This window comes from Gulosibacter sp. 10, from assembly GCF_900163695.1.
In the GTDB taxonomy this organism is placed as follows: Bacteria; Actinomycetota; Actinomycetes; order Actinomycetales; family Microbacteriaceae; genus Gulosibacter.
This window is the reverse complement of the sequence record NZ_FUIC01000024.1, coordinates 19,152-32,688: the sequence shown is the minus strand read 5'-3', so window position 1 is coordinate 32,688 and position 13,537 is coordinate 19,152. Positions and strand designations below refer to the sequence as shown.

11 protein-coding genes are annotated in these 13,537 nt (G+C 71.7%); 6 read left to right on the top strand and 5 right to left on the bottom strand.

What is annotated here, in order from left to right; all coding sequences use genetic code 11:
- Nucleotides 1–2 precede the first annotated feature (2 nt).
- Nucleotides 3–1,370, bottom strand: a complete 1,368-nt coding sequence (locus tag FM112_RS09370; RefSeq protein ID WP_087006815.1) for a pyruvate dehydrogenase complex dihydrolipoamide acetyltransferase — start codon at nucleotides 1,368–1,370, stop codon at nucleotides 3–5.
- The gene (locus FM112_RS09365; RefSeq protein WP_087007104.1) at nucleotides 1,370–3,556 is read right to left on the bottom strand and encodes a thiamine pyrophosphate-dependent enzyme; all 2,187 of its coding nucleotides are present in this window, start codon (nucleotides 3,554–3,556) and stop codon (nucleotides 1,370–1,372) included. The genes FM112_RS09370 and FM112_RS09365 overlap by 1 nt, the downstream gene beginning before the upstream one ends.
- 149 nt (nucleotides 3,557–3,705) lie before the next feature.
- On the opposite strand from FM112_RS09365, the gene FM112_RS09360 reads away from it, so the two are divergent.
- From FM112_RS09360 to FM112_RS09350, 3 genes are all read left to right on the top strand, one after another.
- Entirely contained in the window at nucleotides 3,706–4,227 is a 522-nt protein-coding gene (locus FM112_RS09360) for a VOC family protein (RefSeq protein ID WP_087006813.1), read from the top strand.
- A 4-nt stretch (nucleotides 4,228–4,231) separates the two neighbouring features.
- On the top strand, nucleotides 4,232–4,903 hold the full coding sequence (locus tag FM112_RS09355) for a GntR family transcriptional regulator (RefSeq protein WP_087006811.1): 672 nt from the start codon (nucleotides 4,232–4,234) through the stop codon (nucleotides 4,901–4,903).
- A gap of 93 nt (nucleotides 4,904–4,996) precedes the next feature.
- Nucleotides 4,997–6,082, top strand: a complete 1,086-nt coding sequence (locus tag FM112_RS09350) for a LacI family DNA-binding transcriptional regulator (RefSeq protein WP_087006809.1) — start codon at nucleotides 4,997–4,999, stop codon at nucleotides 6,080–6,082.
- 49 nt (nucleotides 6,083–6,131) lie between these two features.
- Here FM112_RS09350 and FM112_RS09345 read toward each other — a convergent pair whose 3' ends face one another.
- A complete protein-coding gene (locus FM112_RS09345; protein WP_176386767.1) occupies nucleotides 6,132–7,643 on the bottom strand; it encodes an amidohydrolase family protein in 1,512 nt (503 codons plus the stop codon).
- Nucleotides 7,644–7,820: 177 nt separating this feature from the next.
- Between FM112_RS09345 and FM112_RS09340 the strand changes: the two genes are divergently transcribed.
- From FM112_RS09340 to FM112_RS09330, 3 genes are all read left to right on the top strand, one after another.
- On the top strand, nucleotides 7,821–8,897 hold the full coding sequence (locus FM112_RS09340) for a 2,3-butanediol dehydrogenase (RefSeq protein ID WP_087006805.1): 1,077 nt from the start codon (nucleotides 7,821–7,823) through the stop codon (nucleotides 8,895–8,897).
- A 291-nt stretch (nucleotides 8,898–9,188) separates the two neighbouring features.
- Nucleotides 9,189–9,857 (top strand): alpha/beta fold hydrolase, encoded by a 669-nt coding sequence (locus tag FM112_RS09335; RefSeq protein WP_176386766.1) that lies wholly within the window; start codon nucleotides 9,189–9,191, stop codon nucleotides 9,855–9,857.
- A 317-nt stretch (nucleotides 9,858–10,174) separates the two neighbouring features.
- The gene (locus FM112_RS09330; RefSeq protein WP_087006801.1) at nucleotides 10,175–11,674 is read left to right on the top strand and encodes a CoA-acylating methylmalonate-semialdehyde dehydrogenase; all 1,500 of its coding nucleotides are present in this window, start codon (nucleotides 10,175–10,177) and stop codon (nucleotides 11,672–11,674) included.
- Between the two features lie 78 nt (nucleotides 11,675–11,752).
- Here FM112_RS09330 and FM112_RS09325 read toward each other — a convergent pair whose 3' ends face one another.
- Nucleotides 11,753–12,604: a sugar phosphate isomerase/epimerase gene (locus tag FM112_RS09325; RefSeq protein ID WP_087006799.1), complete on the bottom strand. Its 852-nt coding sequence runs from the start codon at nucleotides 12,602–12,604 to the stop codon at nucleotides 11,753–11,755.
- On the bottom strand, nucleotides 12,601–13,536 hold the full coding sequence (locus FM112_RS09320) for an NAD(P)-dependent oxidoreductase (RefSeq protein WP_087006797.1): 936 nt from the start codon (nucleotides 13,534–13,536) through the stop codon (nucleotides 12,601–12,603). Before FM112_RS09320 ends, FM112_RS09325 begins: the two co-directional genes overlap by 4 nt.
- Between the last annotated feature and the right edge of the window lies 1 nt (nucleotide 13,537).

The following is a 13,537-nucleotide window of genomic DNA, read 5'->3' as shown; positions in this document are numbered from 1 at the left end:
GCCTACACGAGGATCTCGAGCGGGTGCTCGACGAGCCGGACGAAGGCGGCCAGCCATTCCGCGGCCACGGCGCCGTCGAGCACGCGATGGTCCGCCGAGAGCGTGACCGCCATGACGGTGCCCGCCTCGATCCCGCCGTCCGCCGACACCACGGGCTGCCGCTGCGCCGCTCCCACGGCGAGGATCCCCGACTGCGGCGGGTTGATGATCGCGGAGAACCGCTCCGTCCCGTACATGCCGAGGTTCGAGACCGAGAAGGCGCTGCCCTCGAGCTCGCCCTGCCTGATCTTCCCGTCCCGCGCGCGGGCGGCCAGATCGCGGATCTCGGCGCTCAGCGTCGACACCGACTTCGACTCGACATCCCGGACCACCGGCGTGAGCAGCCCGCCGGGGATCGACACGGCCACCGCGATGTCCACCGACCGGTACTGCCGGATCGAGTCGCCTACCCAGACGGCGTTGGCGGCCGGCACCGCCCGGTGCGCCGCGGCGACGGCCTTGACGATCAGGTCGTTGACCGAGACGCGCGACTCGCGCCCCTCGTTGATCTGCGCCCGGAGCTCGAGCAGCGCGTCCACGCGGATGCTCGCGTCGAGGTAGAAGTGCGGGATCGTCGTCTTGCTCTCGGTGAGCCGGCGCGCGATGGCCCTGCGCATCCCGGAGAGCGGGATGTCCTCGTAGTCGCCCGTCGCCGCGGGCGCCGGCGACCGCTCCGCCGCGGCCTCCTCCCGCGGCGCCCGGCCGTCCGAGCCCGGCTCGGACGCGGCGGGGGCCGCGGGACGGACCGCCGGGCGCGCATCGAGGAAGGCCTCGATGTCGCGACGCACGATCCGCCCGTTCGGGCCGGAGCCCGACAGCTCCGCGACGTCGATGCCGTGCTCCTTCGCGAGCTTCCGCGCGAGCGGGCTCGCGAAGATCCGCTCGTCCCCCGCTCCGGCGCCGTCGGCCGGGCGCGGATCCGGTTCGGCGGATCCGGGCTCGGCGGATCCGGGCTCGGCGGATCCGGGCTCGGCGGATTCCGGCTCGGCGGTTTCCGGCTCGGCGGATTCCAGTACTGTGGCGCCGCCCCCGTCCGGTTCCGCGGCGGCGGCGGATCCGCCCACCTCCGCCAGCGCGGCGTCCACGCCCTCGGCCGAGTCCGCGATCGCGCCGATCACGGCCCCGACCGGGGCGGTCTCGCCGGCCTCGACGAGCGGTCCGGCGAAGAATCCGCCGACCTCGGCCTCGTACTCGATCACGGCCTTCTCGGTCTCGATCTCCGCGATCGGCTGGCCCTCCTCGACCGCGTCGCCCTTGGACACCAGCCAGGACTGGATCGTCGCGTCGTCGCCGCCCGCGGCGAGCTGCGGCATCTTGATCAGCGTGGTCATCACTGCCCTCCCCAGGCTCGACGGACCCGTTCCAGGCCGTCCACGACTTCTTCCGTCTGCGCGATCGCGGCCCGCTCCAGCACCTTCGAGATCGAGGGCGAGGCCTCGCCGCCGGTGACCCGCTCCACGGGCTGGTCGAGCCAGTCGAAGTAGCGCCGCTGGATCTCGTCGGCGAGCCACCCGCCGTATGAGGTGCCGCGCGCGCCCTGCTCGACGATCAGCACGTTGTTCGTCTTCCGGATGCTCTCGCCGATGGTGTCCCAGTCGAGCGACGCCCGGTCGAGCCAGCGGAGGTCGATGAGCTCCGCGTCGACACCGGTCTGCTCGATCGCCTCGGCGGCGTGGGCGACCATCGACAGGTAGGAGATCACCGTGACCTCCTCGCCGGGGCGCCGCACCGCGGCCCTGCCCGGGGGCAGGACGTAGTCGAGCTCGCCGTCGGGGATCCGGTCCTTCTTGCCGTAGAGGTCCACGTGCTCGATCACGAGCACCGGGTCCTCCAGCGCGAGCGCCGCGTTCATGAGGCCCACGTAGTCGGCGGCGGTGGACGGCGCGACGATCCGCCAGCCCGCCTGGGTGGCGAAGATGCCGGCCGGGTCCATGAGGTGCTGCGAGCCGTACCCGGAGCCCATCGCGACCTTCGTGCGCAGCACCAGCGGGACGGCGTTGTTGTCGCCGAACATGTGGCGGATCTTGCCCGCCTGGTTGAACACCTGATCGGCGGCCACCCACATGAAGTCCGGGTACATGAACTCCACCACCGGGCGGAACCGGCCGTCGGTCGCGACTCCGGTCGCGAGGCCGAAGAAGGCGTTCTCGCTGATGGGCGTGCCGATGACGCGGTCGGCGCCGTAGCGCTTGGCGAGCCCCTTGGTGGCGCCGTTCGTGCCGCCGCCGAGGTGATGGACGTCCTCGCCCATGACGATGATGCGCTCGTCCTCGCCCATCCGCCGGTCCATGACCTCCGCGACGGCGTCGACGAACTTCACGTCGCGCCAGTCCTCGGCGGGCTCGAGATCCCGCTCCCGCAGGTCGCGCAGCTCCTCGCCGGTGCTGCGGATGCCCGCGTCCACGTTCTTCGGGTCCGGCCACAGGTCGGGGCGGATCCGGCGGCGCTCGGAGTCGCCGGGATCCTGCTCGACCAGCTCGGCCACCGCGGCGGCCATCGCCGCCTCCGCCTGCCTCCGGACCGAGTCGATCCCCTCGTCGTCGACGAGCTCGCGACGGCGCAGCTCCGAGGCGACCCGCGCGAGCGGATCGCGCTCGCGCCAGGCCTGCTCCTCCTGCTTCGCCCGGTACCCGAACGCGCTGCCGGGGAACGGCCCGTTCTGATGGAAGAAGCGGTAGACCTCGGCCTCGATGACGGCCGGCCCCTCCCCCGAGCGCATTCGCGCCTCCGCCTCCTGCGTGGCGAGGTAGACCGCGAGCGGGTCCATCCCGTCCACCCGCCAGGAGGGGATGCCGAAGCCCTGGCCGCGGACCGAGAACCGCGGATCCGCGGAGGCCTCGTCGGCGTGGGTGGACACCGCGTAGAGGTTGTTCTCGATGAAGTACGCCACCGGGAGCTTCCAGACGGCGGCGAGGTTCATCGATTCGAGCACGGAGCCGATTTGGCTCGAGCCGTCGCCGAAGTAGTTGATCGAGACGCGGTCGGTGCCGCTGCGCCTGTGGGCCCAGGCGCTGCCCGCGGCCATGGGCGCGCCGCCGCCGACGATGGCGTTCGTGCCGAGTGCGCCGGCTTCGAGCCACTGCAGGTGCATCGAGCCGCCGCGGCCGCCGGAGAACCCCTGGGCGAGCCCGAGGATCTCCGCGAGCGTCCGCTGCAGCACGGCCTGGAGCTCCCCCGGGACGAGATGCTCGAGGTCGGGCCCATCCGGCGCGATGTGACCGATCGCCTTGGCGAGGAACTGGTGATGCCCACGGTGGGATCCGCTCACCGTGTCCTCCGAGCTCAGGCCGAGGATCGACCCCACCGCGCCGCCCTCCTGACCGATGCTCGAATGCGCCGGCCCGTGGACGAGCCCCTCTCCCGCGAGCTCAAGCAGCGCCTCCTCGAAGGACCGGATGAGCTGGATCTGCCCCAGCATCGTGCGCAGCAGCGCGGGATCGGCCTCGGCCCAGTCCTCCGGCGTGGTGGTCAGCTCGATCCAGTCGACGCCGGTGTCAAGGCGCTGTCTTCTCGGCATCATTGCCTCGTTTCCGCAATCTAGTGAGTTCGTGGACGAGCACGACCATACGCAGCATTGGCGCCAATCACAACACCAAGCCCCCTGATGTCTCGCTGAATTCTGGGGTCTTTCGATGAATTGGCGCCATTACTGGCTATGCTGCGGGCATGATCCCTTCACTCCATGGCACCGATCACATCGGCTTCACCGTCCCCGACCTCGACGAGGCCGAGGAGTTCCTCGTCGAGATCCTCGGCGCCGAACACGTCTACACGCTCGGGGGCAAGCGCGCGGACGACGACTGGATGGAGCGCCAGCTCGGCGTGCATCCCCGCAGCACGATCCGCGAGGTGCGCTTCTACCGGCTCGCCAACGGCAGCAACTACGAGCTGTTCGAGTACGAGGCCGCGGACGGGCAGGCCGCCCAGCCGCGCAACAGCGACATCGGCGGGCACCACCTCGCCCTCTACGTCGACGACATGGACGCGGCCGTCGACTACCTCAGGGCGCGCGGCGTCGAGGTGATGGGCGAGCCCGTGGCCAGCGCGCAGGCCGCGGCCGGGCAGCGCTGGGTCTACTTCCGGGCCCCGTGGGGCATGCAGTTCGAGCTCGTCTCCTACCCGGAGGGCAAGGCGTACGAGCGGGACGCCGAGACCGTGCTCTGGCATCCGAAGCATCCCGCACAATAGTCGGATGACGTCGAACCACGCAGCCGAGTCCCCGCCGCACGGCCGTTCCGGCGAGGAGGTCGCCAACCGGTTCCGCGAGGACATCCTCGCCGGGGTGTTCGCGCCGGGAACCCGGATCACGCAGATCGATCTCGCGGAGCGCTACGACTCGACCCGGGCGCCCGTCCGCGAGGCGATCCGCATCCTCGGCGCCGAGGGGCTCGTCAGCAGCGTCGCGAACACCGGCGCGTGGATCGCATCCCTCGGGCTGCACGAGTGCCACGAGCTCTACCGGCTGCGGGAGCAGCTGGAGCCGATGCTGATCGGGGACTCCGCGCGGGGGCTCTCCCCCGCCGACCACGAGCGCCTCGCCGGCCTCGCCGAGGAGATGGCCGCCACCGCGGACACCGAGCGCTTCCTCGCCCTCGATCGCGAGTTCCACTTCCTCGCGTACTCCAGGGCCGACACGATCATGCTCGCGGATCAGGTGCGCGGGCTGTGGAACCGCACCCAGCACTACCGGCGCGCGTTCGTCTCGGTGGTCCGGACGCAGGGCGATCCGTCCGCCGACTACGACCACGCGCTCATCGCGCGGGCCCTCGCGCGCGGCGACGCGGAGGAGGCCTCCGCGGTGCTGCGGCTGCACATCCGGAGGACCAGGATCCGGCTCGCCGACCACCCCGAGATATTCGAGTAGCGGCCCCGATACCCCCCCAGCCGACGTGCAATCGTTTGTCGGTAGACTCGGCCCTGGCTCCCCTGAGGTTCACCCAAAGAGAGCAGGTCCGCCTTGTCCATTCCCCGAGTCCCCACGCTCAAAGACGTCGCGAAGCACGCCGGCGTGCACGTCGCCACCGCCTCCCGCGCCCTCAACACGCAGCAGTCGCATCTCGTCAGCGAGGCGACCAGGACTCGCGTCCAGGCCGCGGCCGACGCGCTCGGCTACCGGACCAACGCGGTCGCCCAATCGCTGCGGACCGGGACGACGGGCACCATCGGCGTCGTCGTGCCGGACCTCGCCAACCCGTTCGTGGTGTCGATCATCCGCGGCGTCGAGCACGGCACGCGGCGCGAGAACATCCTGCCCCTCGTCGTCGAGACGCATGACGAACCGGAGCAGCTGCGCAGCGCCGTCTCGCGCCTCCTCGGCAACCGCGTGGACGGCATCGTCCTGTGCGCCGCGCACACGACGGACGAGGAGTTCGTCGCCGACCTCGAGGGCAAGATCCCGGTGGTGCTGGCCCTGCGCGGCTTCGACCAGCGCGGGCGGAGCGCGCCGGGGGCGCGCCGGTTCGAGGTGCTCCACGACGACATCGCCGGCGCCCGCGCGGCGGTCACGCATCTGATCGAGCAGGGGCACACCCGCATCGCGCAGCTCCCCGGCAACCAGGTGATCTCCTCCTTCATCGAGCGAGGGCAGGGGTTCGCGGCCGCCCTCGCCGCGCATCCGGAGGTCGAGGACCTCTCGAGCGGCACGCACGCGACCGAGCACACGGTGGCGGAGGGCAGGCGGCTCGCCGCCGAGGCGCTGGCGGCGCCGGCCGGTCGGCGGCCGACCGCGCTGTTCGCGCACAACGACCTCATGGCGGTGGGCGCGCTCGACGCGCTCCGGGAGCTGGGGCTGCGCTGCCCGGAGGACGTCTCCGTCGTCGGCTACAACGACGCGCCCCTCAGCGACCACCTCGATCCGCCGCTCACCACCGTCCGCCTGCCCAGCTACGAGCTCGGCAAGCACAGCGCGCGGCTGCTGCTCTCCGCGATCGAGGGGGACGCCTCCGAATCGGTGCGGACCATGCTCGCCCCCGAGCTCGTCCTCCGCGAATCGACGCGGCCCCCGGCGGACGGGGCCTCGGCGGACGAGGCCCCGACGGCCTGACCCGGAGCGTCCGCCCGGAGCGCGGCCCCGGCGCGCCGCGATCCGCCGCCTACGCCTCAGCGCACGCCGCGACGAACTCCCGGGCCTCCCGCAGCGCCCGCCTGGCGTCGACCACCCGCCCGGCGACGACGGCGATCTCGACCCCGCCGCGGCGCACCACGGCGCCGCCCTCGTCCATCGAGTAGTGCCCGACGCCCGACAGCGTCTTGAGGTTGCGCAGCGGGTTCTCCCCCACGAGCACGAGGTCCGCGCTCTTGCCCGCCTCGATCGACCCGGTCTCCCCGTCGATGCCGAGCAGCTCCGCGGCGTGGAGCGTGGCCGCGCGGATGACCTCGAGCGGCTGGAAGCCGGCCTCGCGCAGCAGCTCCAGCTCGTCCACGAACGAGAACCCGTAGTGCGAGTGGATGAAGCCGGGGTCGCTGCCGGCGCAGACCCGCCCGCCGCGGAGCGCGAAGTCGCGCACGAAGCGCATCCAGATGCGGTACTGCTCCTTCCACAGCACCTCGTCCTCCGTGGTCCAGTCGGCGAAGAACGATCCGTGCCGGTGCGCGCACGGCGTGAAGAAGCGGGCGAGCCGCGGCGACACGTACTCGCGCACCCACTCGCGGTTGCGGGCGCGCTCGGCGTCCCTCGCCGCGTTGTAGACCGCGAAAGTGGGGACGAGCGTCGTGCCGAGCCCGACGAGCTCGTCGAGGAAGTCGCCCCACTGCGAGTCCGAGGGCCGCGCCCCCTGCACCCAGAGGCTGCCCGCCTCCCGGAATCGCATCGCCTCGTCCGAGTAGTTGAACTCGGCGGGCACCGCGGGCAGCACGCGGTCGGCGTACATCGCCTCCGCCTGCCCGTAGGAGTGCTCGATGCTCCCGAGCCCCCAGCGCGCCGTCTGCAGGGCGTTCGCCCGGGGCGAGGTCTGCTGCGAGTGGTGGCACGCGGAGCCCATGTCGAGCGCGCGGCACTCCGCGAGCGCGGCGCGCATGAGCTCGGGCGCCGCGCCGAAGAACTTCACCCCGAGCGCGCCGTGCTCGCGGGCCGCGCGCACCCACGCGCGCGCCTCGTCGCCGGTCCGCGGCGGCGGCGCGACGTCCTCCCTGCCGAAGGTCAGATAGGGGTGGATGATCGGCGCGGCCAGCTCGCCGGCGGCGCTCCGCCGCGCCGCCTCGGCCATCCTCCCGAAGCCGATGCCGAGCGAGCCGACCTCGCGCACCCTGGTGATGCCGTGACCGAGCCAGAGCTTGAACACGTAGTCGGTGGACTCCACCTGGTCGGGGGCGCCGATGTGGGCGTGCGCGTCGATGAAGCCCGGCAGCAGGTGCATGCCCTCGAGCGAGAAGCGGTGCTCGGGCGCGACCTCGTCCGGGTAGCGCGCCGAGTAGTCGCCGTCGGCGAGCCCGGCGAGGGCGTCGTGCCGCGCCAGCACCCGGCTGATCCTGCCGTCGAGGATCACCACGTGGGCCGGGCCGAACGCCGGGCCGCCGGTGCCGTCGATGATCGTCGCGTCGAGCAGCGCCCAGGGGACCCCCGGCTCGGGCCGATAGGTCCTGAGGTCCTCCAGCGTCCGGTGCATGCCGCCTCCTCGGTCCGTGCCGCCCCATCGCATCGCGACCAACTGTATACCACCGGTATACGAATACTCACGGGCCTTCGCTCTCCCCGAACGGCAAGCCGCCCGGACTACAATCGCCTTGTGGCCAGACCACACCGGCCCGGCCACTCCCACCCGCACTTCGAGGAGGAGAGCAGCATGAAGGCCGCCCGCTACTACGACAACCACGACATCCGCATCGAAGACATCGCCGAACCCGAGGTGAGGCCCGGCACGGTCGGCATCGACGTCGCCTGGTGCGGCATCTGCGGCACCGACCTGCACGAGTACCTCGACGGCCCGATCTTCGTGCCCGAGGCCGGCAAGCCCCACCCGATCTCGGGCGAATCCGCCCCCGTGACCCTCGGCCACGAGTTCTCGGGCGTGGTCTACGCGGTCGGCGAGGGCGTGGACGACGTCCGGGTCGGCGACCACGTCGTGGTCGAGCCCTACATCATCCGCGAGGACGTCGACACGAGCGAGCGCAACCGCGCCTACCACCTCTCGCCCGACATGAACTTCATCGGCCTCGGCGGCCGCGGCGGCGGGCTCGGCGAGAAGATCGCCGTGGAGCGCCGCTGGGTGCACCCCATCTCGGAGAGCCTGCCCCTCGACCAGGCCGCGCTCATCGAGCCGCTCAGCGTGGGCGCGCACGCGGTCGAGCGCTCCGGCGCCGAGGCCGGCGACGTCGCCCTCATCGGCGGCGCCGGACCCATCGGCCTGCTCACCGCCGCGGTGCTCAAGGCCAAGGGCGTGACCGTCATCATGTCCGAGCTCAGCCCCATCCGCCGCGAGAAGGCGCTCAGCAGCGGCGTGGCCGACCACGTCTTCAGCCCGCGCGAGGTGGACGTGGTCGAGGAGGTCCGCAAGCTCACCGACGGCCGCGGCTCGGACGTCGCGTTCGAGTGCACGAGCGTGGACGTGGTCCTCAACACGCTCATGGACGCGATCCGCCCCCAGGGCGTCCTCACGGTGGTCTCGATCTGGGGCCACCAGCCGCCGTTCGACATGCACAAGCTCGTGATGAAGGAGATCGACCTCCGCGGCACGATCGGCTACGCGAACAACCACCCCGAGGCCATCCGCCTCGTCGAGGAGGGCAAGGTCGACCTGGAGCCGTTCATCACCGGCCGCATCGGCCTCGAGCACCTCGTGGACGAGGGCTTCGACACCCTCATCAACAACAACGAGACGGCGGTGAAGATCATCGTCTCGCCCTCGGGCGCGGGCCTCTGACCGGCGCTGCAGTTGCGCCCCGGGCGTCGGACCGGCTCCGACGCCCGGGGCGCCTCCCGTTTCCAGGGCCCGCGGCCGCCCCGGGGCTCCGCCCCACTGCCCGCGGAGGTTTCGGCCCGCCGTCCCCGGGGCCTCCGGCCCGCCGCCTACGGCCCCAGGTGCTTCCGGCGGGCTGCTGTTCCGGATGCGAATAGCCCGCAGACCCGGATATCCGGGACCCGGCGCCTATTCGCATCCGGAACAGCAGCCGGAGCGCCCACCCGACCCCGCCGATAGGGAACAATGGAACGCATGAGCGCGATACCAGTGGAGTTTCTGCACGGTCTCGGCCAGTCGCCGAGCGACTGGGACGGAGTGCTCACGCACCTGCCCGAGTGGATCGACCCCGGGGTCACGACCATCCCCTCGGTCAGCGCCCCGGCGCACGAGCCCTTCTCACTGGACGCGGCGGCCCGCTGGGCGCTCGCCGACGTGATCGACCGCAGCGAGGAGCCCGCGGTGCTCGTGGGCGTCTCCCTCGGCGCCATCATCGCCATCCGCGCCGCCGCGCTCGAGCCCGACTGCGTCTCCGGGCTCATCCTCTCGGCGCCCGTGGCGCGGCCGCCGAAGGCGCTCTACCGGATGCAGCGGGCCATCATGAGCGCCCTGCCGGAGCGCGCCGTGGCCGGCCGCTCGATCGCGGACGGCGGCTCGGGCCTGACCAAGCAGGACATGCTGCAGGTGCTCGACTCGCTGACCGACCTCGACCTGCGGCCCGAGCTGTACCGCATCCAGTGCCCGACGCTCGTGGTCGTCGGCGGCAACGACCGCGCGAACCGCCGGCCCTCGGGCGAGGTGGTGGAATCGATGCGGGACGCCACGATGCAGGTGATCCCCGGCGCGGGCCACGAGTGGAACACGACGCACCCGGAGCAGTTCGCCTCCGTGGTGACGAATTGGCTGCGCCCCGTGCAGCCCTGAACGAACGCCGCGCAGCCCCGAGCCACCCCGTGCAGTCCCGAGCCAACCTCGCGCAGCCCCGGGCGAACTCTGCGCAGCCCTGAGCAACCCTGAGCAGGCCTGAAGCAACCCCGTACGGCCCTGGGCGAACCCCGCGCCGACCGGGGATTTTCGGGCGGATTCGCGGCGCCCGGCATCGGGGCCCAGCGCCGATGCGGACATCCCGTCTGCCATCTTGGCAAACTTTGTTAGGACAATTCGACAATATTGCACTACGATTCGGGGTACGGGACTCCTAGCGTTGGAGTCACCATCGCTTCAGCTACGAAAGGATCCGCATGAGCGACCTCCCCATCCTGGGACACTGGATCAACGGAACCGAAGTTCTTCCCGCTGACTCCCGCACCGCCGCCGTCTTCGACCCGGCTCTCGGCGTCGAGACCAAGCGCGTCGCGCTCGCGGAGCAGGAGATCGCGGATGAAGCGGTCACCACCGCGCACGCCGCCTACCTCAAGTGGCGCGACGTCTCGCTGGCCCGTCGCACCGCGGTGATCTTCAAGTTCCGCGAGCTGCTCAACGAGCGCAAGGGCGAGCTCGCCGAGATCATCACCTCGGAGCACGGCAAGGTGCTCGACGACGCCCTCGGCGAGATCTCGCGCGGCCAGGAGGTCGTCGAGTACGCCTGCGGCATCACCAACCACCTCCGCGGCCACTTCTCGGAGCAGGTCTCGACCGGCTTCGACATCCACTCGGTGCAGCAGCCCATCGGCGTCGCCGCGATCATCTCCCCGTTCAACTTCCCGGCGATGGTGCCGGCGTGGTTCTTCCCGATCGCCATCGCCGCCGGCAACTCGGTCGTGCTCAAGCCCTCGGAGAAGGACCCGAGCGCGGCGAACTGGTTCGCCGAGCTCTGGAAGGAGGCCGGCCTGCCCGATGGCGTCTTCACCGTGCTCCACGGCGACAAGGTCGCGGTGGACTCGCTGCTCACGCACCCCGAGGTCGCCTCGGTCTCCTTCGTCGGCTCGACCCCGATCGCGAAGTACGTCTACGAGACCGGCACCGCGCACGGCAAGCGCGTGCAGGCCCTCGGCGGCGCGAAGAACCACATGCTCGTCCTCCCGGACGCCGACCTCGACCTCGTCGCCGACTCGGCCATCAACGCGGGCTTCGGCTCCGCGGGCGAGCGCTGCATGGCCATCTCGGTCGTCGTCGCCGTCGAGCCCGTCGCCGACGAGCTCATCGAGAAGGTCGTCGAGCGCATGGGCAAGCTCCGCGTGGGCGACGGCCGCCGCGGCTGCGACATGGGCCCGCTCGTCACCCAGCAGCACCGCGACAAGGTCGCGGGCTACATCGAGATCGCCGAGCAGGACGGCGCGAAGGTCGTCGTCGACGGCCGCGGCATCGAGGTCGACGGCGAGGCCGGCGGCTACTGGCTCGGCCCGACCCTGATCGACCAGGTGCCCACCGACTCCAAGGTCTACACCGAGGAGATCTTCGGCCCGGTGCTCTCGGTCGTGCGCGTGAAGACCTTCGACGAGGGCATCGAGCTCATCAACTCGGGCGCGTTCGGCAACGGCACCGCGATCTTCACGAACGACGGCGGCGCCGCCCGCCGCTTCCAGCGCGACATCGAGGTCGGCATGATCGGCGTGAACGTGCCGATCCCGGTGCCCATCGCCACCTACTCCTTCGGCGGCTGGAAGGCCTCGCTGTTCGGCGACACCAAGGCGCACGGCGCCGAGGGCGTCCGCTTCTTCACGCAGCAGAAGGCCATCACCACCCGCTGGCTCGACCCGAGCCACGGCGGCATCAACCTCGGCTTCCCGCAGAACGACTAGTCCGCGGCAGAGGTGCAGGACGGGGCCGGGCCCGCAGCGAGTTCGCTGCGGGCCCGGCCCCGCTCGGTTCTCGAGGGACTACGGCAGCGCCCCGACGAGCTCCGTGCTCCATCCGTACCGGCCGAGCTCCGCGATGTCCGCCCGCAGCTTGGGCTCGGGCGGCTCCATGTCGATGAGCTCGTACACGGTGGGCCCCGCGTAGCCGACCTCCCGGAGCGCGTCCGCGTAGGCGCGGAAGTCGACCTCGCCCCGGCCCGGGGAGGTGTGCGCCCACTCGTCCCGCCACGTATCGCTCACATGCGCGATCTTCAGCCGGGGCGCGGCGGTCCGCACCCCCTCGGCGACGTCCTCCTGGTTGATCGTGTTCGCGACGTCGTAGGCGATGCCGAGGTGCTCGGAGTCGTAGCGGTCCGCGATCTCCATCAGGTCCCGCGCGCTGCCGAGGTAGCCGTACGGGTTCACCTCCATCGCGAGCGAGACGCCGAGCGCCTCCGCGCGGGAGAGCAGCCTGTCGAAGGCCCGGTCGAGCCACCACCGGCACGCCTCGTCCGGGGCCGGGGACAGCGCGTGCCGCCGGCCGCACATCACCACCACGATGGGCGCGCCGATATCGGCGGCGAACTCGATTTCGCCGAGCAGCACCTCCACGCTGAGCTCGCGGAAGTCGTTGTGCGGGCTCAGCAGGTTGATGTCGAGGAACCCGGGGTTCACCGAGGTCGGGGCGAGCCCGAGGCGGTCCAGGCGCCGCCGGAGCTGGTAGCGCTCGAGGAATCCCGCCGAGCGCGCCTGGATGTGCGGCCCCGCCGTCGTCAGCTCCACCTGGGCGAAGCCGACCTCGGCGAGCGCGTCGAGGGCGTGCTCGAGGGTGTCCTGGTGCATCCAGCTGTAGGTGGCCCCCGCGAGCGCGAGGGATGCGTCGGTGTTCGTCATGCGTCGGTCCTTTCTTCGCGGATCCCCGCCAGCCGGTCCCGGAGCGCGTCCTCGAGGCCGTAGCTCGGCGCGTAGCCGAGCGCGCGGATGCGGGAGATGTCGTATGCGCCCTTCCTCGCCGCCCGGACGCCCGGGGCGAGCTCGAGCCCGCCGTCGCCGAGCTCGACGTCCCACTCCGGCGCGATGCGCCGGATCGCCTCGGCGAGCTCGCGCATCGAGGTCCCCGTCCCGGAGGCGAGGTTGTACGCGCGATGCTCGAGCGCGGGTGCGTCGAGGACGGCGAGGATGCCTTCGACCACGTCGGCGAGGTAGGTGAAGTCGATGCGCTGGTCACCGCCGCGCGCCAGCGCGCTGGTCCGGCCCTCGGCAGCGTCCTGCAGCCAGGTCTCGGGTAGCCGGGCGCGCGGGAAATCGGGGCCGAACACCCAGGAGAGCCGGACGGCGACGTACGGCAGCCCGCGCACCTCGGCGTAGTACCGCCCCAGCCGCTCCACCGCGAACTTCGAGATGCCGTAGGGCGAGATCGGCGCGGCCGGGGCGTCCTCGCCGAGCGGCTCCTCGGCGAAGTCGCCGTAGTACTCCTCGGAGGACAGGTCGAGGATCCGCCGGACTCCCCCGTGCTCGAGCGCCGCCTCGAAGAGGTTCACGCTGCCGGCGATGTTCACCTGCACCGTCGGCATGAGGCCGGCGCCGACGCTGGCCGCGACGCCCACCACCGCGGCGGTGTGGACGATCGCGGCGGGCGAGACCCGCTCGATCAGCTCCCGGACCTCGGCGCGCGAGGTGATGTCGCCGACGATGTGCGGGATATCCGCATGCCGCGCGGGCTCGCGGTCGAAGGTGACGACGCGGTCGCCCCTGTCCGCGAGGCGCCGGGCCAGTGGAGCGCCGATGAAGCCGGCTCCTCCGGTGACGAGTACTGTGTCGGCCACG